This is a genomic window from Streptomyces hygroscopicus subsp. hygroscopicus (assembly GCF_001553455.1).
In the GTDB taxonomy this organism is placed as follows: Bacteria; Actinomycetota; Actinomycetes; order Streptomycetales; family Streptomycetaceae; genus Streptomyces; species Streptomyces hygroscopicus.
Genome location: NZ_BBOX01000149.1, coordinates 16,039 through 38,461, shown reverse-complemented (window position 1 = coordinate 38,461; position 22,423 = coordinate 16,039). Strand labels below are relative to the sequence as shown.

The following is a 22,423-nucleotide window of genomic DNA, read 5'->3' as shown; positions in this document are numbered from 1 at the left end:
GCCCTGCACCGTGCCGCGGAACTGGCGCCGGGGCGCGAGGACAGCGCCCGGCTGCTGGTCCGGGCCGCCGCCACGGCCGTCTTCACCGGCGACCTCGCCTGGGTCGAGGAACTGGCCGCCGCGGCGCGCGGGCGGACCGACGACGCGGCGCTCCTGGCCGAGGCCACGGCGCAGGCCGGACGGCTGGCGGCGCTGACCGTGCGCCACACCACGGTCTTCGCCCGGCTGGCCGACGCCGCCGAGCGGCTGGCGGGCGAGCGGCCCGCCACCGCGCTGGACCTCCTGGCCGGGGCCGCGGTGGTCCGCTTCTACTCCGGACAGGACGCTCAGCGCGACCGCGTCCGGGAGATCCTGGGGCGCCTTCCCGAGGACGCGTCGCACGCGTGGCTGCGCACCTGGGTGCGTACCGTCTCGAACCCGTTCACCGACCGGGCCGGACTGCTCTCCGCGCTCCCCCGGCTGGCGGCCGAGGCGGAACACCGGCCCGAGCGGCTCACCGCCTTCGCGATCATGGCGTGGGTGCTGGACGAGACCCCGCTGGCCGTCCGCGCCTTCGACGAGGCGTTCGGCCGCTGGGAGCTGCGGGGCCCGCTGCCGGAGGGGCTGGGCGGCGCGGCGGCCTGGACCTATGTGGAACAGGGGAGGTGGGGACGGGCCCGTGAGGTGTGCGCCCGGTTCGGCGCGGTCGCCGCGGCGACCGGCCTGGACCACGCCATGGCGTGTGCGGCCACGGTGGACGCCACCGTGCTCGCCTATCAGGGGGACACGGCGGCGGCCCGCGCCCGCGCCGGTGACGCGCTCGCCCTCGTCGATCCGCTGCAGAGCCGCTCGGTGTCCGTCTACGCCCGGCGTGCGCTCGGCGCCGCGGCGGCCGCGGACGGCGCGTACGAGGCCGCCTACGACCACCTGCGCAGGGTGTTCACGGCGGACGGCGCGCCCGTGCACTACCACGCCTCCTACCCGGCCCTGGCGGATCTGGCCGCCGCCGCGGTGCGCGCGGGCCGGCGCGAGGAGGCCGCCGCGATCGTCGAGCGTTCCGCACGCGCGCTCGCGGAGGACGCGTCACCGCGCCTGCGCGCGCTGATCAGCCGGGCGCGCGGGCTGCTGGCCGATCCCGAGGAGGCCGAGCCGCACTTCCGGGCGGCCCTGGCCGACCCGGCGCTGGCGCACTGGCCCTTCGAACGCGCCCAGACCCTGCTGGACCTGGCCGAATGGCTGCGCCGCCGGCGGCGCATCGCGGAGGCGCGGGGGCCGCTCACCGAGGCCCTGGAGACCTTCCGGCGGCTCGGCGCGCGACCGTGGACCGAACGCGCCCGCGCCGAGGCGCGCGCCGCCGGGCTCGATGTCGCGGACGCGGCGCCCGACGCGCTGGCCGGGCTCTCCCCACAGCAGCGGCAGATCATCGGGCTGGCCGCCCGCGGGCTGACCAACCGGGAGATCGGCGAGCGGCTCTTCCTCTCCCCGCGCACGGTCAGCTCGCACCTCTACCGCAGCTTCCCCAAGCTGGGCATCACCGCCCGCTCCCAGCTGCGCGACCTCATCGAGGGCCCCCTCACGGCGGCCGGTCACCACGGACCCGGATGACAGGGACTGTCATCACGTAGGATGCGAGGCCGGCACGGTGGCCGTCACCCCGCTGGGCCGCCTCTCCCGGGCCGACCGCGACGCCGTGGCCGAGGAGGGGCGGGAGCTGGCGTCGTTCCTCTCCGACGGGCAGAGCCACCGGGTACGCGTCGCCGAGGCTCCGCGCTGACCGGACGAGGCTCCGCGCTGACCGGACAGGGTTCTGCGCTGACCGGACAGGGCTCCGCGCTGACCGGACGGGGTTCCGCGACGGACGCCGCGGATCCGGCGGCCGGGCGCGGCAGGCCGGGATCGAGGACGGATCCACCGTCCTGGTCGGCGGGTTCCCGCAGGGCAACCTCCTGACCGGCGTCGGATGCGTCAGCCGCGTCTACACCGACCATGGCGTCTTCGACGTCGGTGCCGAGGGCGTACGGATCAGGGAGACGTACGGCGTCGGTGCCGACGAACTCGCGGAGCGATGCGGCGTCACGCTGCCGTAGGGCTTCTCGTGCTGCCGCACGCCTGATGGCCCCGGCGCCACCCTCATGGGGCGGTGCCGGGGCCATCGACCGATACGCTACTTTCCGGCGAGTTCGATGTAGGTGGTGCCGGTGACCGGGCGGTGGTCGTAGGTGCCGGTGACAGCGGCGCTGCCTTCGTAGCCGGGTCCGGGGACCAGCATTTCCTGGTCCTCGGCGTAGACGGTGACGTTCAGATTGGCGTGCTCGCCGGGGATGCTGACCTTCCAGCGGGTGGGGTAGCTCTTGCCGCTGGTCGGGCTGGTCCAGCGGGTGGACTCGTCGGGGGTGAGGGTCGCCTCGGTGACGGTCTGGGTACCGTCGGGCTTCACGATGGTCGCGAAGTTGTTCGTCTTGTCGCCGTACTTCTGGTTCCAGACGCTGACCTTCTCGCCGTTGGACAGTTCGAGGTTCATCCAGGACCAGGAGGAGTTGGCGGTGCTGAGGTCGGGCAGGGGTCCCCACTGGCGGTCCAGCCAGGACTGGCCGCGGAGCTTCTCGGTCCGGCCGTTGAGGGTGAGAGTCCCGGAGGTGTCCACGGTGGGCAGGGCGTATTCGTAGTTGGAGTACTTCGTGTCACCGAACATGGGGAAGTAGCCCGTCCCCATGTTGTAGAGGACGCTTCCGCGGGGGCGCAGCGTGGCGTCGATGGTTCCCTCGGGGACCTTGGCGTGCAGCTTCATCTCCTCGGCGTCGCCGGTCCAGGTGAGGTTGTCGGTGTGGATGTCCACGCCCTGCTTATCGGACAGGCCCTCGCCGAGGGGGAGGGGAAGCTCCGACCTCGTGGACCAGCCGGTGTCCTCGTTGACCACCGACACCTTCGAGACGGCGCCCTGCTTGCCGAGGCCGCCGTTGCGGTAGTGGACCAGGAAGCCGTACCGGTGGCCCCCGGCACTCACGTGCGCGGTCAGGTACCAGGACTGGTTGGCCTGGTCGGGGTCGTAGGTGAGGTTCGCGGCGGGGTCGACCATGACCGGGAGACTGGTCTCGGACAGCCCCTTCTGGGACGCGGTGGGGTGCGCAGCGGACGAGTCGGCGGTCGTCGCCGTAGCCGTTCCTCCCGAGGCGAGGGTGAGTGAGGCGATGAGCGCGGCGGCGACGCCGGCCGCGCCGACGGTGGTCTTACGCATAGTGGCTCCTTGTGAGGTCCCCTGAACCGGTGGAGCCCGGATACGTACGAAACGGTTTCGTACTGTTCGGGGTCGCAATGTCGGGTGGAAGGAAACCTGCAGTGCGGGCGAGCGGATACTCCACCCGGGGCGTGAATGGCTTCGTCAGGGCGCCCTGTGAGCGACCTGAAACTAAATCCTACACGTGCAGGATTACCTCTTGCCCGCTCCGTGTCAAGCGAGGTTCAGGCAGGAGGGGCTGCACCGATCCGCGATATGGTGCTGACCTAGCGCTGCTCAGCTGCGAAGATCGTGACGGCTACGCTGGTCCGACTGTCGGGCAGGCGCCTGCACAGCCGGCTGAGGAGGATGGTTGGGAGACGAGCCGAGTACCACCCGACGCCCGGGCCGTCCCAGGGCGGATTCCAGTGCGGTGCCCGCGGAACGGGACGTGCTGCGGCGGGGCCTGGAGGCGTTCGCGACGCTCGGATACGACCGGGCGTCGGCGCGGGAGCTCGCGCGCCGTCTCGGGGTCGGACCCACCTTCATCAACGACCGCTACGGTTCCAAGGCGGCTTACTGGCGTGCGGTGGTGGATGCCGCGCTCGGCGCTCAACTCGGAAATATGGCGCCACCGGCTCCCGGGAGTGACGACGCGGACGTGGTGCGGCAGTTCGTCACGGAGTTCTACCGGGTCAGCATCGACGAGCCGTACCTGACCATGTTGATGGCTGATGAGTCCGCACGAGAGACCGAGCGGTTCGACTACCTCTACGAGCGTTACATCGGGCCGACGCTCGCCCTCGTCCTGCCCAGCATCGAGAGGCTGATGGCGTCGGGAGGCATGACTCGGGTCCCGCCGGACATCGTGTTCGTCCCCATCATCGCTCCCGTGTCGGGACTGGTCCGTGAACCTCTCGCGCGGCGCCTTGGCCGCCCCGAACGCATGCAGCACGCGGACCGCCTTGCCCGGGCGGAGGCCCTGGCAAAACTGGTGGTGGACGGTCTGCTGACAACAAAGCACCAGTGACCCGCTGGAGATGAGGTGAGAGAAGCGTGCGCGGGGCGCGACCGGGGAGCTGATCGCCCGGGTGTCAGACGTGGACGACGCGGTCCGCCCCGGCAGGCAGGCCGAGCAGCGGATGCAGTTCAGCGCCTGCCGGCCCACCTCGTCGGCCAGGGTGGCGGTGCGGCCGTTGTCGAGGAGCACCAGGTGAAAAGCGGAGAGGCCGGTCTCCCTCGGTGACGCCGGTCCACAGGCAGGTGTACGGGTTCACGCGCTTCTGCCGCAGGAAGATCTCCCGGATCTCGGAGCGGCCCCGGTGGATGGCCGGTACGAGGATGTGGGAGGGGCGGTCGTCACCCAACTGCACGACCCGGATGACAGGGACTGTCATCACGTAGGATGCGCGCTATGGGTCGATGGGAGCCGAACGCACGGGGCCGGCTTGAGCGGGCGGCGCTGGAGCTGTATGTGGAGCACGGCTTCGAGCAGACGACGGTTGCCAAGATCACCGAGCGGGCGGGGCTGACGGAACGCACCTTCTTCCGGCACTTCGCCGACAAGCGCGAGGTCCTGTTCGCCGGTTCCGGCGCGATGCAGGAGCTGTGCGTGGCCGCCGTCGCCGCGGCGCCCGACTCCGCCACGCCCCTGGACATGGTGGCCGCGGCCCTGGACGCCGCCTCGGCCCGCTGGGAGGAGCGCGGCGAGACCGTCCGCAAGCGCCAGACCGTCATCGACGCCAACGCCGAGCTCCGGGAACGGGAGCTGATCAAGCTCGCGGCCCTGTCCACGGCGCTCGCCGACGCGATGCGCCGGCGGGGAGTGGCCGAACTGACCGCACGCCTGACCGCCGAGACCGGCATCGTGGTGCTCAAGGTGGCGTTCGAACGCTGGATCGGCGATCCCGGGCAGCGGTCCCTGCCGCAGCTGATCAAGGAGTGCCTGAACGCGCTCGGCACCATGACCGGGAGCCGCTGAGCGGGCCGCGCCTGGGCCGGTGCCGGCGGCACCGGCCCGGCGCGGGCTCAGCCGTCCAGCACCGTCGTGCGGGCCAGCGGCAGCCCCGCCGTCTCGCGGAAGGAGAGCAGCACCACCAGGGCCGAGACGACCGCCAGCGCCATCAGGTAGAACCCGGGCGCCAGCGGTGTGCCCAGGACGGTGACCAGCCCGGTCGCCACGAACGGCGCCGTCCCGCCGAACAGCACGTACGCCGCCGTGTAGCCGAGCGCCGAACCGCTCGCGCGCAGCTGCCCGGGGAACATCTCCACCATGGCCGGCACGTTGGAGGTGCCGATCACCGCCACCAGCACCGCCAGCACCGACGTGCCCAGCAGCGCACCGGCCAGTGAGGTGCCGATCAGCCAGAACGCGGGCAGCGTCGCCACCGCGAAGCCCCCGCAGGCGAGGAGCAGCATCGGCCGCCGCCCGAAGCGGTCGCTGGCCGCGGCCATCAGCGGACAGGCGGCGCTGTACGCCAGCATCGCCACACACCCGGTCAGCATGGACTGGGCCTTGGTGTAGCCGATCTCCTCCGACATGTACGCGATGAGGTAGCTGCTCATCAGGTAGTAGCCGACCGCGTTGGTGATGCTGTAGCCGAACAGCGTCAGCACCTGCCGCCGGCACACCCGCCAGGCGTCCCGGACGGGGGCCTCGCGCACCGCCTCGCGCCGCTCCATGGCCCGGAAGACGGGCGTGTCCTCGATCCGGCCGCGCAGGTACAGGCCGATCAGGCCGAGCGGCCCGGCCAGCAGGAACGGGATCCGCCAGCCCCAGCCGCGCAGCGCCTCCTCGTCCAGCGACCAGGTGATGAGCAGCCCGGTCAGCGACCCGGCCACCGCCGCGAACCCCACGGTCAGCGCGACCACGCTGGCGTACCGGGCCCGGCGGCCCTCGGGCGCGTACTCCATGATGAAGGCCGAGGCGCCGGTGTACTCGCCCCCGGTGGAGAAGCCCTGCACCGCGCGGAGCAGGAACAGCAGCACCGGGGCGGCGACGCCGAGCGTGGCGTAGCTCGGCATCAGCCCGATGAGCAGGGTCGAGCCGCTCATGCACAGCACGCTCAGGGCCAGCATCCGGTTGCGGCCGATGCGGTCGCCGTAGCGGCCGAAGAACACCGCGCCGATGGGCCGGGCCACGAACCCGCCGGCGAACACCGCCCAGGTGGCCAGCAGCGCCGCCGTCTTGTCGTACTGCGGGAAGAACAGGCCGGCGATGGTCGCCGACATCACCGCGTAGGCGCCGGAGTCGAACCACTCGACGAAATTGCCGATCGCGGTCGCCAGGGTCACCTTGCGGCGCACGGCGGGCGTGACCGCCTGCCCGGGGGCGGCCGCGGGGGCCGGGGCGCCCACGGCCCCCGGTGCGGTGGACGTGCTGTCGATGTCGTGTCCGGTCACCTCGGTCCGTCCTTCCGGCTGGTCGCGCCCCCGGCGGGGGCAGGGGTGGCCGGGCGGACGTCACGGGCGCGCAGCGCGGCCCGCTGGACCTTCCCGGTGGCCGAACGGGGCAGTTCGTCGATGAACTCGATCAGCCGCGGATAGGCGAAGCGGGAGTGGTGCCGCCGCGCGTGCTCGGCGATCTCCCGGGCCAGCGCGTCGGACGGCCGGTGCCCGGGGGCCGGCTCGATCCACGCCTTGACGGCCTGGCCGCGCACCGGGTCGGGCACGCCCACCACACCGGCGTCGGCGACGGCGGGGTGCGTGCGCAGGGCCTCCTCCACTTCGTACGGACCGACACGGTACCCGGAGGTCTTGATCACGTCGTCGGTGCGGCCCAGGAACCAGAAGTAGCCGTCCGCGTCGCGCACCGCCTGGTCCTTGGTGTGGTACCACTCGCCGCCGAAGGTCCGCGCGGACGCCTCGGGGCGCTCCCAGTACCCGAGCGGGAACTGCGGGTTCGACCGGGCGCGCAGGCAGATCTCACCGGGCTCGCCGTCCGGGACCTCGGCGCCGGACTCGTCCAGCAGGGCCACGTCCCAGCCGGGCAGCGGGCGGCCCATCGAACCGGGCTTGACCGGCACCCCGGGGAAGTTGCCGAGCAGCGGATAGGACTCGGTGGAGCCGTAGTAGTCGAGCGGGGTGACGCCGAACTGGTCACGGAACCAGGTGATGAGGTCCTCGGTCAGCGGCTCGTTGGAGCAGCACACCACGCGCAGCGCCTGCGGGTGGCGGGTGCCCGCGTCGGGCACCTCCTGCCGCATCTTGCGCAGGAACGTCGGGTTCACCAGGGCGGTGCTCACCCGGTTGCGGGACATGCTGGCGAGCAGGCCCTCCGGGTCGAAGCCGGCCGCCGGCCGGTACACCAGGTGCACCGCGCCCGCCCGCAGCGGCCCCATCAGCTTCGCCATCGACCAGGCCCAGTCGCCCGCGCCGTAGAACACGTCGCCGGGCCGCAGGTCGTGGCAGTAGCGGAACTCGTTGTGGCCCAGCAGGGTGCGGTGGGCGTGCACGATGCCCTTGGCCGCCCCGGTGGTGCCGGAGGTGTAGAAGATCAGCGCCGGGTCGTCGGCGGCGGTGTCGGCGGTGGTGAACTCCGGCGCGAGCGCGTCGATCGCGGGGTCGTCCACATCGAGGACGACGCCGTCGAAACCGGCCGCGCGGTCCACCTCGGCGGCCTCGGTCACCAGGACCGAGGCGCCGGAGTCGGCGAGCCGGTAGCGGATCGGCTCGTCCGCCCACAGCGGCGACATCGTCACCAGGATCGCCCCGGTGCGCAGCACGCCGAGGTAGGTGGCCGGGGTGTCGGGGCGCTGCGGCAGCAGGACGGCGACCCGGTCGCCCTTGCGGACCCCGAGCGCGTGCAGCCGCGCGGCGATCTGCCGGGAGCGGTCCTGGATCCGCTGCCAGCGGACCTCCTCGCGGTGGCCGGTGTGGTCCTCGAAGACGAGGGCGAGCCGGTCGCCGGGGTGCCGGTCGGCCACGTCGGCGGCCATGTTGTACCGCTCGGGCACCTCCCACCGGTGGTCGGCGACGAGGCCGCGGTAGTGGGCCTCGGCGTCCTGGGCGGGATCGGCGGCGGTGACGCCGGTGGACATGGCGGGTCCTCCTCGGTATCGGGAACGGGGGCGGTGGGCGGGGCGGTCAGCGGCGGTGGCCGGACAGGAAGCGGGCCATCTCGCGCTGCGGCTCCCCGGTGGCGTAGGCGGCCACGTGGACCTTCTTGGCCGCCTCGATCGCCTCGTCGAGCCCGGCGTCGTCCAGTTCGCGCAGCCGGCCCTTGGTGAGCGCCACCGCGCCGGGCGGGAGCTGGGCCAGCCGGGACGCCTCGACCAGCGCCTCCGCCGCGACGCGGTCTTCGTCGACCAGGCGGTTCAGCAGCCCGAGCCGCAGCGCCTCGGCACCGTGCACCAGCCGGCCGGTGAGGGCGAACTCGGCGGTCTTCGCGCGGCCGAGGATGGAGCGCATCGCCCAGATGCCGGTGATGCTGGGGATGCCGGACAGCACCTCGGGCTGGCCCATGCGCACGCCCGGATGGCCGATCCGCAGGTCGGCGAGGAGGGCGAACTGGAAGCCGGAACCGGCCGCGACCCCGTTCACGGCGGCGACGACCGGCTTGTCCAGGGCGCGCACGGCGCGGAACAGCCGGCCGAAGTCGTCGATCCACGCCTCGGCGGCGGCATGGTCACCGGCGTCGATCGCGGCGGTCTCCGCGAGGTCCTGCCCGGCGCAGAACGCCCGGCCGGTGCCGGTCAGCACGACCGCCCGGCACCGGTCGTCGGCCCCGGCGGCGGTCAGCGCGGCGACGAGTTCCGCGCGCATGCCGGCGGTCCAGGCGTTGAGCTTCTCCGGGCGGTTGAGCGCCACCTCGGCGACGTGGCGGCCGTCGGGGGCGGTGTCGTCCGTGGGGATCGGGTGGTGGGTGACGAGGACGGTGCTGGACGCGGACATGACGGCGTTCCTTCCTGCGCGGGGAACGGCCGGGCGGCGGGCGGGACACCGGCGCGCCGGGCCGGAGGGTGACGGGGAGGGAGCCGGGAGCGGGCCTCCCGTGGCCAGTCATGGAAACAGCCGGCGGTGTGAGCTGGCTAACACCAATCGGGACTGCCCGCGATATCACAGCGATATGGTGCGCCCCATGGAGCTACGCCATCTGCGCTACTTCGCCGTCCTCGCCGAGGAACTCCACTTCGGACGGGCCGCGGAACGCCTGCACATGGCCCAGCCCCCGCTGTCCCAGCGCATCCGCGACCTGGAACGCGAACTGGGGGTGCGGCTGTTCGACCGGACCCGGCCCCGCATCCAGCTGACCGAGGCGGGCGCGCTGCTGCTGGAGCACGCCCGTCCGGTGCTGGCCGGGGTGGACACGGCGCGGGAGGCGATGCGGCGGCTGCGGCCCGGCGAGGCCGGGGTGCTGCGGGTCGGCGTACCGCCGGACACCCGTCCGCCGGTGCTGCGCACGCTCATCGGGGGCTTCGCCCGGCGGGTCCCCGACGTCCTCATCGACCTGTACGAACTGACCACCGACGAGCAACTGGTGCGCCTGCGGGAGGGCGAACTGGACGCGGGGGTGGTGCGGCACCCCTCGGACACGGTGGGCCTGGAGTCGGGCCCGGTGCTGCGGCGCGCACTCGGGGTGGTGCTGCCCGCCGGCCACCCCTCGGCGCTCGGCGGGACGCCGGTACGGCTGCGGGACCTGGACGGCGCGTCCCTGGTGATCTTCCCGCGGGTGATGGCCCCGCGCCTGTACGACCATCTGCTGCTGGTCTGCCGTGACGACGGGTTCCTGCCGGGCGCCATCCGGCACGCCCGCAACCCGGACTTCGTGCACGGCCTGGTCCTGGCGGGCCGGGGAGTGCATCTGAACGAGGCGCCGACCGCGCCCCTGCCCGACGGGCTGGTGTGGCGTCCGCTGGAGAACTACTCGCTGGCCTGGCTGACGTCGGTGGTGTGGGTGCCCACCCGCCACAACGAGGCGATCGCCGCGTTCGCCGACGCGGTCCACGAGAGCCTGACCGAGGCGGGCCACCGCCCGCACGACCGCCCGGCGGCCACCTGATCGAGGCACGCCCCGCCCACCACCGCCGACGAGGCCCGCCGGAACCTGTTCGCACTGATCGAACAGGTCACCGAGGGCCTCGGGAAGGATGAAGGACTGGGCGCGGCACGGCCGCTGTGGCGAACCGGCCGCCGCCCCGGCGCGCGGGCCGGCGTCCTGGGTACGGGGCGCGCGGGCCGGCGTCCTGGATACGGGGCGCGCGGGCCGGCGTCCTGGATACGGGGCGCGCGGGCCGGCGTCCTGGATACGGGGCGCGCGGGCCGGCGTCCTGGATACGGGGCGCGCGGGATGCCCGCCACTGCCCGGGTCGACGGCCTGCCGGGCCATCAACGGTTCCGGGTCGGCGAGGGCGCCGTTCACTCGTGGGCGCTGATCACACCGCCGGCGCTGAGCACGATGGCCACGCCGTTGGCGTCGAGCCCGGCGTCGTGCCCGTTGGTCTTCATCGTGGCGGCCACCCCGTCGTGGCCGATGATCTGCGCGCGGTAGCGGAGTTCACCGACCTTCGTGACCTTGGCCTTCCAGCCGCCCGCGAGCGCGAACGTGCCCGGCCCCTGGTGTCCGCCGCCCATCCAGGAGCGGACCTCGCCGCCCGCCGTGATCACGACGAACATGTCGTTGGCGTCGAGCCCGGCATCGTGCCCGTTCGCCTCCAGCGTGGCCAGGACGTCACCGTCATGGACGATCTTGAGGCGGTAGTGCTGGTCGCCGAGCTGGTAGATCTCGGCCGTGCTGCCGTCCGCCAGGGGCTCGGTGCGGGACGGGGACGCCGCCTTGTTCGAGGTGCCCGCCTTGGTGTCGATCGTGGCATCGGAGCCCTGCGCTCCGGCGGAGGAGCCCGCGCTGCTGGACTTGGCGGTGGCCGCGGACTTCGCGCTGGTGTCGTCCGAGCCGGAGCAGGCGGTCAGGCTGAGGCCGGCGGCTGCGATCAGGGCCGCGGCGGCAACGCGCAGGGTGCGGCGACGGACAGTACGGACAGTGTTGCTGGAGCTCATTTCGGGTCCCCCCAGGGGCGGTGTCGTTGTCTTCCCGGTACGTCATCCACTCTGGCCGGAGCCCCTACCGCAAACCTGCCGCCCCGCTAACACCCTGCTAACGGCGGGTACGGCCATGCGGCACTGCCCCGCCGAACCGATGGAGACCGGCGGCACGCACAGGCGCGGCGTCGAACGCGGAGGGGTGAAACGTGGACGGTTCCCGGCCGCGCCGGGGAGTGCGGGGGCCGGGAAGTGCACGGGCCGGGGAATGCGGGGGCCGGGCAAGTGCGGGGCCGCCGGGCCGGGAAGTGCACGGGCCGGGAAGTGCGCAGGCCGGGGAATGCACGGGCCGGGGCAAGTGCGGGGGCCACCGGGCCGGGAAGTGCACGGGCCGGGGAATGCACAGGCCGGGGAGTACGCAGGCCGCCGCCCGGCTCCTGACGGCCGGCCGCGAGCACGCATTCCGCACCGGGTGCCTGGGCTTGCGCGGGGCCGGATCGGCCCCGCGCAAGGGGGGTTCAGGGTCGGCTCAGCAGGTTCAGCGTGTTGGTCGCGTCGTCGACGAAGTAGACCCGGTCGGGGTCGGTGGCGATCGCGAGGCCGAACAGGGCGCCCGCTCCCGGCGGGGTGCCGCTGGTGTCGAGCGTGCGCACGGCGACTTGGTCGCCGCGGGGGGTGGTCTCCACGATGTTGCCGTCGCCGCCGTTGACGGTGAGGATGTCGCCCTTAGGGGTGATGGCCATCCCGAGCGGGCCGTTGAGGTGCTGATCGGTGGTGACCTCACGGCCGGTGCCGGCGCTGGTGCGCCGGGTCAGCGCGTCGGGGATCGCGGTGATGCGGTTCTCGACGGTGTCCGCCACGTAGAGCGTCCCGTCCCGCAGCCCGACACCCGTCGGTCCGATCACGAGAGCCGCCGGGTCGGTCTTCTGCGCGAAGCCCGAACCGATCACGGTCGTGGCGATCCGGGTCGGCGGCTGGTCGTCGTGGGTGCGCAGGGTGATGCGCAGCACGGTGCCCTGCCGCACGATGTCGCCGCCGCCGGCGACCGTGCCGTTGAGTACGTTGGTGACGAACAGGTCGGTCTCATCGCCCCGGCTTTTCGCCGTCATGTCCCAGGGACCGTTGATCCCCTGGCCGCTGAAGGTCCGGCGGACCTTTCCGTGGCTGTCCAGCACGAGCAGGCACCCGGCCTGCGCCGTGGCGGACGTGCCATCGGCGGTGGGCAGACTGCCCACCACCACCCAGCCGCCCGGCAGGATGGACAGTGCGGTGGTCAGGCCCACGCCTCCCGGGCACGGTCCCGGCAGGTTCCGCGGGTCGATCTGGGCGAACAGCGTGTTCGTGCCCTGGGGACTGATCTGCACCAGAGTGGTCCCCTTGCCCTGCTCGTTCGCGGCGTTGTTGAAGTTGCTGACCAGTACGTTGCCGCGCCGCAGGTCACCGACGCTCTTCTTGACCAGGGCGGTGCCGTAGGGGTTCAGGTCGCCGTTGGGCGGAACCGTCGACGCGACGGTCGAGACGGTGTGCAGCGGCCCGAGGAACGGTCTTGCGTCCTCATCCGCCGGCACGGCGGATGCCACCTGCCCCACCGTCATGATCACTGTCGCCGCGGCCGCGGCCACCGCCGCGAGTCGCGAAGCCAGAACAAGCCTCATCAGGGTCGTACCTCCTCAGCGCCGTAGGGCCGTCCCGCGACGCCACGGCGATCACAGAGAGTTGCCACCCCTCACATAAGCGGACTCCACGCCGCGCCGCATGCCGGGCAGAGCCGGATGCGCGACGTCGTCTACGTCGTCATGGAGCGAGGCGGGCTGCCGCCACGGCGAAGTGCGGCGAGGGAGGGAACGCCGACCGACCGGGCGCCCCCGGCAGCCACGCCGCTTCAGCGCCTCGAAAGCGCCGTCGATCCCGGAGCGGTCCGTCACCGCCGGGAGTACACGACCGCTGGGGGTACGCGACCGTCGCAGGCAAGCCGATCCGAGGATCTTGTCGGCCTGGCGGCGCGGCCATCAAGCCCGAACCCGCGCCGGCCGTGACCACCGACGAGACCGGATGTCCGCTACCTGGGGGACATGACCTCGTAGAGGTTTCCGGCGTCATCGGTGAAGTACAGGCCGCGAGCGCACAGCGGATGGTCGATCCGGCCGTTGCCGGGCTCCCTGGGATCGTTGCCATAGGGCACCCCGGCGGAGTCGAGCCGGGCGAGGATCTCGTCGAAGGACGACGGGTCCACGTCGAAGGCCAGGTGGTGGCCGACCGGATTCTCGACGGACATGAAGTCCAGCGTCAGGGAATCGTTGACCCGCACCGGCGCGAAATGCCGGTCGGCACCCCGATAGTCCAGTCCCATGACGGAGGCGAAGAAGCGCGCCGCTGCCTCGTTGTCGAGGGCTGGAACGATGGTGTGGTTCAGCGTGATGGACATGCTCTGTCTCTCTCAGGTCTCGACTGGCTGGGACAGGACGCCGTGCAGGAAGACGTCGACGAGGTCGCGCACCGCCCATTGCGGCGCCGGATCCGTCGGCTCGCCTCCGGTCGGCGGCCTGTCGGCCCCGGCGAACAGGAGCCCGAGGAAGATCAACGCCGCCCGCTCGGGAGGCAACCGCAGCGACTCCCGCTCGGGCTCGAAGAGTTCGGCCAACGCCTCCCGAACGGGCTGCGAACCGGCCGCACGATCAGGCAAGCCCGCCGTGCCACCGGACCGGCCACCACGCCCCCGCCCGCCCGTCGCATGAAGCGCCCCGACCACCGCGCCGACCCGGTCCAGATGGGCCTGCAGCGCCAAGGCGGCCTCGCCCAGCCGGTCGGCAAGCGGCTGGTCCATGGGAACCAGGGCGAGTTCGTCGAGGGCGTTGGCCGGACTGAGCGCCTCGGTGACGCACGCGTCCAGCAGCTCCTCCTTGTCCGCGAAGACGCGGAAGATGGTGCCCTCCCCAATGCCCGCGGCCCGGGCGACCTGGCGTGTCGTCACCGCGCTGCCGTGCTCGATCACGAGGGGAAGCGCGGCACGGACAATCATCTCCCGGCGGCTGTCGGGGTCCATCGCCGGTGCTCTGCGCCGACTGGATGCGGTCGTCATGGAGACAAGTTTCGGAGTGAGCACTCACTCCGGTCAAGGCTCGCCGACGCGGCGCGTCAACTCCGCTCGATCACGCCACCGGACGTCTGAAGACCACGCTCTGCAGCTGGAGTACAGGGGCTCCCGTGCGGCAAGGACTTCCAGCGCCCGCCACGGTGCGTTCTCCGGCACGCTCCCCTCACGCACCAGCCGGTCGATCGCGGCCCGGATCGCGGCCGCGGTCTCCACCGGCACCTCCCGCACACCGAACACCGTCTCCAGCGGCGCCGCCAGCTCACCCAGGTGCCGCTCGAACACTGCGAGGATCACGCCGAACGTGGTCGCACTGTTGCCGACCTTGTACGCCATGCGGGAGGTCTCCAGCGCGACCAGCACAGGCTCGTACTGCTCCAGCCCGGCCAGCCACCGCTGATCAGTGGCGCCCGTGGCCCGCGCCGAGTCGAAGGCCGCCTCGGCGCGCTCCAGCTCGTCGGACAGGAACATCAGCTGTACGGAGGCGAAGTCGAGGTTCGCCTCCCCGAGCTGGCCACGTCGACCTCTCCAGCGGGCGCCCAGCGTCTTGTCGTCCAGGCCCGTGCACTGCCGCCACTCCACCGACTCCAGCTTTTCGTAGAGCTCCTTGAGGATGGCCGGGTCGTCCTGCCCCGCGGTGGCGTTGTGGGAGAGCTGGAGCGCGATCTGCCGCTGGCGGGGCAACGGCTGGTCGATCTGCATCCACCAGATCTGCTCCAGTCCGGGCCTCGATCGCCGCCAACGTCCGGTGGTTGCCGGACAGCACGATCAGGCGCCCGCTCTCGGTGGCACACCAGCGGGAGTCGAGGTGAGACGCCCATCCCGCTGGATGTTGGCCACCAGCTGCCGGAACTGCCCGTGCGGCAGGAACCGCGCGTTCAGGTCCAGCAGGGTCAGCGTGCGCGGGTCACCCTGCACCCTCTGCGGCGGGGCACTCGGGGACATCAGGCGCGACGTCGTCAAACTCCGGAACATTCCCGCGTCGGCGGGGAGGACGGGGCAGCCCACGGCGAGGACGTTGACGACGCCGGAACACCCCCGCATCGGCGGGGAGGACAGGTAGGTGAACGCCGCTCCTCCCTGGGTTGGCGGAACACCCCCGCGTCGGCGGAGAGGACGTGCGCGGCTCTTGGACAGCTTTCTGATCCGTCGGAACACCCCCGCGTCGGCGGGGAGGACTCGGCGCCCTTGTAGCTTCCGTGGGCGATGGGCGGAACACCCCCGCGTCGGCGGGGAGGACTCCCGCTCGTACCGGGCCATTGCCATCTCCTCGCGGTCGGGAACACCCCCGCGTCGGCGGGGAGGACGACGCCCGCCTGGACGCCGAAATGACCACCGCCGGAACACCCCCGCGTCGGCGGGGAGGACCGTCCCGGCTCTGTGCGCCACGGTGGCGAGGTCGGAACACCCCCGCGTCGGCGGGGAGGACGGCAAGGTGCTCAGCGACCGGGCCGGGGTCGACGGAACACCCCCGCGTCGGCGGGGAGGACGGGGCAGCCCACGGCGAGGACGTTGACGACGCCGGAACACCCCCGCATCGGCGGGGAGGACCAGGGCCGGGGGCAGGCACAGGCGCCGGCGGTCAGAACACCCCCGCGTCGGCGGGGAGGACACCACCGGCGGATCCATCCTCGTCGTACTCGCCGGAACACCCCCGCGTCGGCGGGGAGGACTGTTCGTCCTGGCGGTCCCGTTCCTGCCTCGTCGGAACACCCCCGCGTCGGCGGGGAGGACGCTCATCCCTGACCACCCCTGGTCAGGTGCTGCGGAACACCCCCGCGTCGGCGGGGAGGACACGCCCGCCCGGCGGGCCTGTTGGACGAAGGGCGGAACACCCCCGCGTCGGCGGGGAGGACGTCCTCCTGGACGTGGATGAACACACCGGCGGCGGAACACCCCCGCGTCGGCGGGGAGGACCCGCTGGTGGAAGGACAGCACCTTCTTGAGGTCGGAACACCCCCGCGTCGGCGGGGAGGACGACGATCCGGGCGCGGTGGGACCACGTCCGGCCGGAACACCCCCGCATCGGCGGGGAGGACGACGATCCGGGCGCGGTGGGACCACGTCCGGCCGGAACACCCCCGCATCGGCGGGGAGGACGACGATCCGGGCGCGGTGGGACCACGTCCGGCCGGAACACCCCCGCATCGGCGGGGAGGACGATCGCCGGGGTGTCCACGGGGAAATGCACCTCGGAACACCCCCGCGTCGGCGGGGAGGACGAGGTGTCACGCCGCTGGGAGATACCTTGGTACGGAACACCCCCGCGTCGGCGGGGAGGACCCAGCGCAGATCCTCGGCGTCCGGCTGCGCTACGGAACACCCCCGCGTCGGCGGGGAGGACCCAGCGCAGATCCTCGGCGTCCGGCTGCGCTACGGAACACCCCCGCGTCGGCGGGGAGGACGCCGTGCAGTGGGTGCGCGATGCACTGGCCACCGGAACACCCCCGCGTCGGCGGGGAGGACTCAAGCTCCCGAAGTCCGGGTGAACGGTTGACCGGAACACCCCCGCGTCGGCGGGGAGGACTACCACTCGTAGATGTCCTCCGGCAACCGCACCGGAACACCCCCGCGTCGGCGGGGAGGACGGGGCTCCCGTGCTGTGGGTGCTCGGGGTTGTCGGAACACCCCCGCGTCGGCGGGGAGGACGCCGTGCAGTGGGTGCGCGATGCACTGGCCACCGGAACACCCCCGCGTCGGCGGGGAGGACGAGGGGAACGCGTTGCAGCCGTCCGAATCGGCCGGAACACCCCCGCGTCGGCGGGGAGGACACATCCCCGAGGACGTTGGTCGCCGCGCTGCGCGGAACACCCCCGCGTCGGCGGGGAGGACCGGCCCCAGCCGACCATGTAGACCGTGCCGTCCGGAACACCCCCGCGTCGGCGGGGAGGACATCACGTCGACCGCCCGGCCCTGGTTGTGGACCGGAACACCCCCGCGTCGGCGGGGAGGACCCCGGCAGGTACGGCGTGCCCGGGTGCCAGCGCGGAACACCCCCGCGTCGGCGGGGAGGACACCGACCATGTGTGTCCGCCCATCGTGAAGATCGGAACACCCCCGCGTCGGCGGGGAGGACGGGCCGCTTGATCACGCGGAACTCGTGCCCGGCGGAACACCCCCGCGTCGGCGGGGAGGACTGTGCGTTGACGGCCCTGTACGCACGCAGGTACGGAACACCCCCGCGTCGGCGGGGAGGACGCGAACGAGGCGAACACCGACGGGAACACCCGCGGAACACCCCCGCGTCGGCGGGGAGGACGTCAGGTGAAGCTGGACCGGGTGGGACCCGGCCGGAACACCCCCGCGTCGGCGGGGAGGACGTGAAAAGCACCGCCCGTACCCTGGTCAACGTCGGAACACCCCCGCGTCGGCGGGGAGGACCGAGCGGGTGACGATCTCCGCACGGCGTACCGCGGAACACCCCCGCGTCGGCGGGGAGGACTCGTCGCGGCTGGAGACGGCGTAGGTGTGATCCGGAACACCCCCGCGTCGGCGGGGAGGACCCCTCGGTCGTGCGGTGATCAGAGGTCGGCTGCGGAACACCCCCGCGTCGGCGGGGAGAACGTTCGCAGCACCCCGCCCGGGGCCGCCCCCGTTGGAACACCCCCGCGTCGGCGGGGAGGACACGCCACCCGCGACGAGGCGATAGCGCACCAGCGGAACACCCCCGCGTCGGCGGGGAGGACCCCGGCAGGTACGGCGTGCCCGGGTGCCAGCGCGGAACACCCCCGCGTCGGCGGGGAGGACAGGATGAGGACCTGGCGCTCGGCGAGCACGGCCGGAACACCCCCGCGTCGGCGGGGAGGACCTGACCTTGATGTTGCGGATGACGCCGCACGCCGGAACACCCCCGCGTCGGCGGGGAGGACTCATGGCCCTCGTGAAGGCCACCGGCGCCGAGCGGAACACCCCCGCGTCGGCGGGGAGGACTCGGCTGGGGCCCCTACTGCCTGGACGCCCTGCGGAACACCCCCGCGTCGGCGGGGAGGACGACCTCCTGCAGCGGGACGGCTGGGTCCGGAACGGAACACCCCCGCGTCGGCGGGGAGGACTCCGCCAACTGCATCGCAGCGAAACCGTCCACCGGAACACCCCCGCGTCGGCGGGGAGGACCCGTACCGGAGCGGGGCGCCGGACGGGAAGGGCGGAACACCCCCGCGTCGGCGGGGAGGACGCAACAGCCCCCCACGTGAGCCTCACCGTGGTCGGAACACCCCCGCGTCGGCGGGGAGGACCTATGGCGACATCTACTCTCCGCCATAGTGCCCGGAACACCCCCGCGTCGGCGGGGAGGACCGCACCGACAGCAAGGCATCGCTGCTGCTGGCCGGAACACCCCCGCGTCGGCGGGGAGGACGTGATGGACATGACCTCGGGAGTGATCTCCGACGGAACACCCCCGCGTCGGCGGGGAGGACGCCGACGGCACCAGCAAACCCCCGTGGATCGGCGGAACACCCCCGCGTCGGCGGGGAGGACGGGAACTGCGGGCCCTGGGGTGCTGGACGTGGTGGAACACCCCCGCGTCGGCGGGGAGGACCCCCCCGGCGCCGCACCGGAGCTCCGGCTGATCCGGAACACCCCCGCGTCGGCGGGGAGGACCTCGGGGTGGTGACCGTGCTGCTGCTCGTCGGCGGAACACCCCCGCGTCGGCGGGGAGGACTACACGCCTCACAAGGGGGACCGGTCATGATTCGGAACACCCCCGCGTCGGCGGGGAGGACGGCCAGGCCCTCAAGCACGCCCGCCCCAGCAGCGGAACACCCCCGCGTCGGCGGGGAGGACGAAACGCACAACAAATAACCCACGATTGCGATCGGAACACCCCCGCGTCGGCGGGGAGGACACTGCCCCGTCGTTTCGCAGTACATCCATGGCCGGAACACCCCCGCGTCGGCGGGGAGGACGATTCCGCATCAAGCCGCACGGCGCGCTCCAGAGGAACACCCCCGCGTCGGCGGGGAGGACCCTTTCTGACCTGCGACTTAGAAACGACTTTGCTTGTTCTTTGCCACGTCGGATGAGGTGAAACGCTCCAGGGGCTGCACGATGCCCACTTTATCCAAGGCACGCCCGGGAAAAGCGGCACTCGGTGGCAAGGCCGTCGGATGACAGCAGTCGGGCCAAGGTGTCAGTGGTGGGTGCTTGGATCAGTCGGCGGAGCCACCTCCCGCCGTGTGGCGGGACGCGAGCCAGTGTCGAAGTGGGAGGAAACGCCATGATGCGCAGGCAAGATGCGCTGGATGAGTCTGCGTGGGGGAAGTCGCGGGGCCTGGATCCGGAGCGGCCTCCGTATCCGCTGGTGAGGCATCTCCTTGATGCGGCGGCGATGGCGTTGCATCTGTGGGACGTCTATCTGTCGGAGAACCAGCGGGTCCGGATTGCCGAGGGGATGGGGCTGGGGGGCGAGCTGGAGCGTGCCCGGGCTCTGGTCGGGCTGTGTGCCGGGCTGCACGACATCGGCAAGCTTTCGGGGTTCCAGTTCTGTTCACGGCATGGGGTCCAGCACCTGAGTGCGGAATTGCGTGCGGACAGCGGGATGATGGGTGCGGATCGTGTCGGCCACGATGTCGCTGGTATGGCGGCTGCGGCAGACGTGCTGAAGGCGCTGGGTTTCAAGGAGGACGAGGAGCAGAAGGTCACTCAGCGGATAGCCGAGATCATCGGTGGCCATCACGGCCGTTTCCACCAAGCCGAAAATAGCATCAACTCGGCTTTCCTCGGCGGGGACGCGTGGAGTCGGCAGCGTGTCGCGCATGCCGTCGCGGTGCATGAGGTGTTGGGGTCCCCGGTGGCGCCGGAGTCGTTCAAGGCTCCGACCGCGGTACTGGTGACTGGTGTGGTGATTCTTGCCGACTGGCTGGTGAGCCAGGAGACCTATCTGAGGCGACGCCAGCGCGAACTCGAGCCGTCGCTGGCCGAGCATTTCCGGCGTTCACAGGCGGACGCTCCCCAACTTCTTCGGGATGCCGGGCTGGTTCCGGTGCCGTTGGAGCGCAAGGAGTTCGCCGAGGCGTACGGCATCATCGGAGAGCCGAACCCGCTACAGCAATCGGTCATGGACGAGTTGCCGACGGCAGTCGGGGCGGGAAGGCGTGGTGGCATCCTGCTGGTGACCGCGGCGCCGGGGGACGGGAAGAGTGAGACGGCGCTAGAGGCCGAACGGGTCCTGTCACAGAGGTTCGGGACGCGGGGGTATGCGTTTCTGCTGCCGACGATGGCCACGAGCGATCAGATGCACGGTCGGATCACCCAGACTCTGCTGAATCAGTCGGGGCAGGACGCTGGGCTGACGCTGGTCCACAGTATGGCCTGGCTCAACAGTGCCTACGCCGATGAGGACCTTGCGAGTGAGGCGGTGGTGACCTGCGACGGCGATGAGGCTGCGGCCGGGCAGCGCCGGAGGGAGGCGGACATGCGGCCGCAGCGGTGGCTGCGCGGGTCCAAGCGGCCGCTGCTGGCACAGTTCGCGGTCGGCACCGTCGACCAGGCGCTCATGGCGGTTCTGCCGGTGCGGCACAACGCGCTGCGTCTGCTGGCGTTGTCGGGCAAGACGTTCATCGTGGACGAGGCACACGCCTACGACCCGTACATGCAGGTGCTGTTGGGCCGGTTGCTGAACTGGCTCGGAGCGTACGGGGTGCCGGTGGTGCTGTTGTCGGCGACCTTGCCGGCTTCGGTGAGCGACCGGTTGGTCAAGGAGTATCTGCGGGGCGCGGGTCACTCGGCGAAGGCGTTGCGCAAGCGGGTGTTTCCGGCCCCGTACCCCGGCTGGCTGTACGTGGACGGTGAAAGTGGCCGGTGCACGCAGATGTCGGAGGCTCAACGGCAGGAGCAGGCCCGCGCCCGGAGCATGAGGCTGGCCGTCACGGTGGAACCGGTGGTGCACGGCTCCCAGGGAGGGGCTCGGAACCGGATGGCGGTGATCGAGCGGCTGGTACAGCCGGTGGCCGAGGGGGACGGCGGCACAGCCCTGGTGGTGTGCAACACGGTCGGCGACGCACAGGAGACGTACCGGCGGCTGTGCAGAAAGTTCGACCGGCGCTTCCATGCCGAGGGAGGGAGTGTGCAGCTGCTCCACGCTCGCTTCCCGGGGGATGTGCGCGAGGAGCGTACCCGTGACGTCACCGACGGCCTGGGGCGCAAGGGCCCGAGGCCACGGCGACGGATTGTCGTTGCTACGCAGGTTGTCGAGCAGTCGCTCGACCTGGACGCCGACATTGTGATCAGTGACCTCGCGCCGTTGTCCCTGCTGTTGCAGCGGGCCGGCCGGTGCTGGCGGCACGAGAATCACTGGGCCCGCTACGGATATCCCGAGGGGAGTGGGCGCCCGGCGTGGGCCGATGAGCCGCGTCTGGTCGTGCTCGACCCGATGACCGGTGGCGGGACGGTGCCGGTGCAGTGGGGGGAGGTGTACTCCGAGTTTCTGCTCGGTGCCACCTCCCGGCAGCTTGCGGAACTGGAGGACGGGACCATTTCCGTCCCGGACGATGTGCAAGCACTCGTGGAGGCTGTCCACGGCGACGGCGAGCAGTTCCGCTGGGACAACCCCGAGGGGAAGGCGTGGGTGGCCCACAAGGGCAAGGAGACGGCCGAACGGAGCATGGCCGGCCTGCGGGCCATCGTCCGTGCGCGCCTGGTTGCCCAGCTTGCCGATCTGCACAGCCTGGAGGGCGAAGAGGACGAGTGGGAACTGTCCACCCGGCTCGGCGCCGACTCGGTCCGCCTGTTGTGTGCCTACGTCCAGGAGGACGGGCGCGTGACACTCGACCCGGAGGGCGAGGAGCCGCTGCCATCGGCCTCTGAAGGGGATCGTGTGCCGGCCGCGGCCGTGCGCAAGGTGATGCGTCGCACGATTCCCGTGCGTGCCGACTGGCTTCACGGCCCGGACGGGGACAGCATGAGTCCGCCGGGATCATGGACGGAACATTCGATGCTGGGGGACCTCCGCGTCCTTTATCAGCCGGTGCAGGCAGGAACCGCCCAGGCAGTGCGAGTCGGTGACAAGACCCTGCGCCTCGACGAGAACCTTGGCCTGGTTCGCGGTTGACGAACGTGGCCCGGCGAAACACCCCCACATCGGTGGGGAAGACGCCGGGCCACAACGTGACCCGTGCCTCTCGACCGGTACGCCCCGACATCAGCGGGGAAGGCATGCCCGC

Annotated in this window: 15 protein-coding genes, 2 pseudogenes and 1 CRISPR repeat array; of the genes and pseudogenes, 6 read left to right on the top strand and 11 right to left on the bottom strand. The window is 72.0% G+C overall.

Translation table 11 applies throughout. The annotated features are described in order from the left end of the window. Positions 1–1,584: helix-turn-helix domain-containing protein (locus AXW62_RS17125; RefSeq protein WP_169808142.1), on the top strand; the 1,584-nt coding region annotated here is incomplete at its 5' end. Between the two features lie 25 nt (positions 1,585–1,609). Beyond that, positions 1,610–1,753, top strand: a pseudogene (locus AXW62_RS43980) (winged helix DNA-binding domain-containing protein); the annotation flags it as partial. A 390-nt stretch (positions 1,754–2,143) separates the two neighbouring features. Here the strand turns inward: AXW62_RS43980 and AXW62_RS17120 are convergent. Next, positions 2,144–3,214: a lipocalin-like domain-containing protein gene (locus AXW62_RS17120; protein ID WP_060945288.1), complete on the bottom strand. Its 1,071-nt coding sequence runs from the start codon at positions 3,212–3,214 to the stop codon at positions 2,144–2,146. A 412-nt stretch (positions 3,215–3,626) separates the two neighbouring features. Between AXW62_RS17120 and AXW62_RS17115 the strand changes: the two genes are divergently transcribed. Beyond that, entirely contained in the window at positions 3,627–4,223 is a 597-nt protein-coding gene (locus AXW62_RS17115) for a TetR/AcrR family transcriptional regulator (RefSeq protein WP_060945287.1), read from the top strand. A 93-nt stretch (positions 4,224–4,316) separates the two neighbouring features. Here AXW62_RS17115 and AXW62_RS45110 read toward each other — a convergent pair. Further along, positions 4,317–4,569 (bottom strand): annotated as a pseudogene (locus AXW62_RS45110) (hypothetical protein); the annotation flags it as partial. A 38-nt stretch (positions 4,570–4,607) separates the two neighbouring features. On the opposite strand from AXW62_RS45110, the gene AXW62_RS17110 reads away from it, so the two are divergent. Beyond that, a complete protein-coding gene (locus tag AXW62_RS17110; RefSeq protein WP_060945286.1) occupies positions 4,608–5,174 on the top strand; it encodes a TetR/AcrR family transcriptional regulator in 567 nt (188 codons plus the stop codon). A gap of 47 nt (positions 5,175–5,221) precedes the next feature. On the opposite strand, the gene AXW62_RS17105 is transcribed toward AXW62_RS17110, so the two are convergent. From AXW62_RS17105 to AXW62_RS17095, 3 genes are read right to left on the bottom strand one after another with little or no spacing between them, the layout of a single operon-like run. Next, the gene (locus tag AXW62_RS17105; RefSeq protein ID WP_252368632.1) at positions 5,222–6,595 is read right to left on the bottom strand and encodes an MFS transporter; all 1,374 of its coding nucleotides are present in this window, start codon (positions 6,593–6,595) and stop codon (positions 5,222–5,224) included. Beyond that, complete coding sequence (locus tag AXW62_RS17100) at positions 6,592–8,232, bottom strand: acetate--CoA ligase (protein ID WP_060945285.1); 1,641 nt, start codon at positions 8,230–8,232, stop codon at positions 6,592–6,594. The genes AXW62_RS17105 and AXW62_RS17100 overlap by 4 nt, the downstream gene beginning before the upstream one ends. Before the next feature lie 46 nt (positions 8,233–8,278). After that, the gene (locus AXW62_RS17095) at positions 8,279–9,085 is read right to left on the bottom strand and encodes an enoyl-CoA hydratase/isomerase family protein (RefSeq protein ID WP_060945284.1); all 807 of its coding nucleotides are present in this window, start codon (positions 9,083–9,085) and stop codon (positions 8,279–8,281) included. A gap of 187 nt (positions 9,086–9,272) precedes the next feature. On the opposite strand from AXW62_RS17095, the gene AXW62_RS17090 reads away from it, so the two are divergent. Continuing rightward, a complete protein-coding gene (locus AXW62_RS17090; RefSeq protein WP_030826183.1) occupies positions 9,273–10,193 on the top strand; it encodes a LysR substrate-binding domain-containing protein in 921 nt (306 codons plus the stop codon). A gap of 356 nt (positions 10,194–10,549) precedes the next feature. On the opposite strand, the gene AXW62_RS17085 is transcribed toward AXW62_RS17090, so the two are convergent. From AXW62_RS17085 to AXW62_RS43975, 6 genes are all read right to left on the bottom strand, one after another. Next, the gene (locus AXW62_RS17085) at positions 10,550–11,188 is read right to left on the bottom strand and encodes a hypothetical protein (RefSeq protein ID WP_060945283.1); all 639 of its coding nucleotides are present in this window, start codon (positions 11,186–11,188) and stop codon (positions 10,550–10,552) included. 500 nt (positions 11,189–11,688) lie between these two features. Continuing rightward, a complete protein-coding gene (locus tag AXW62_RS17080) occupies positions 11,689–12,825 on the bottom strand; it encodes an NHL repeat-containing protein (RefSeq protein WP_063817599.1) in 1,137 nt (378 codons plus the stop codon). 404 nt (positions 12,826–13,229) lie between these two features. Next, positions 13,230–13,595, bottom strand: coding sequence for a VOC family protein (locus tag AXW62_RS17075; RefSeq protein WP_060945282.1), 366 nt, complete (start codon positions 13,593–13,595; stop codon positions 13,230–13,232). Positions 13,596–13,607: 12 nt separating this feature from the next. Then, positions 13,608–14,249, bottom strand: coding sequence for a TetR/AcrR family transcriptional regulator (locus AXW62_RS17070; protein WP_060945281.1), 642 nt, complete (start codon positions 14,247–14,249; stop codon positions 13,608–13,610). A 33-nt stretch (positions 14,250–14,282) separates the two neighbouring features. After that, a complete protein-coding gene (locus tag AXW62_RS17065) occupies positions 14,283–14,963 on the bottom strand; it encodes a hypothetical protein (RefSeq protein WP_060945280.1) in 681 nt (226 codons plus the stop codon). A 66-nt stretch (positions 14,964–15,029) separates the two neighbouring features. Next, complete coding sequence (locus AXW62_RS43975; RefSeq protein WP_159060902.1) at positions 15,030–15,224, bottom strand: hypothetical protein; 195 nt, start codon at positions 15,222–15,224, stop codon at positions 15,030–15,032. Between the two features lie 4 nt (positions 15,225–15,228). After that, a CRISPR array of direct repeats spans positions 15,229–19,229; the repeat unit is 29 nt; unit sequence CGGAACACCCCCGCGTCGGCGGGGAGGAC. A gap of 250 nt (positions 19,230–19,479) precedes the next feature. Between AXW62_RS43975 and AXW62_RS17055 the strand changes: the two genes are divergently transcribed. Then, complete coding sequence (locus AXW62_RS17055) at positions 19,480–22,311, top strand: CRISPR-associated helicase/endonuclease Cas3 (protein WP_060945278.1); 2,832 nt, start codon at positions 19,480–19,482, stop codon at positions 22,309–22,311. Positions 22,312–22,423 lie beyond the last annotated feature (112 nt).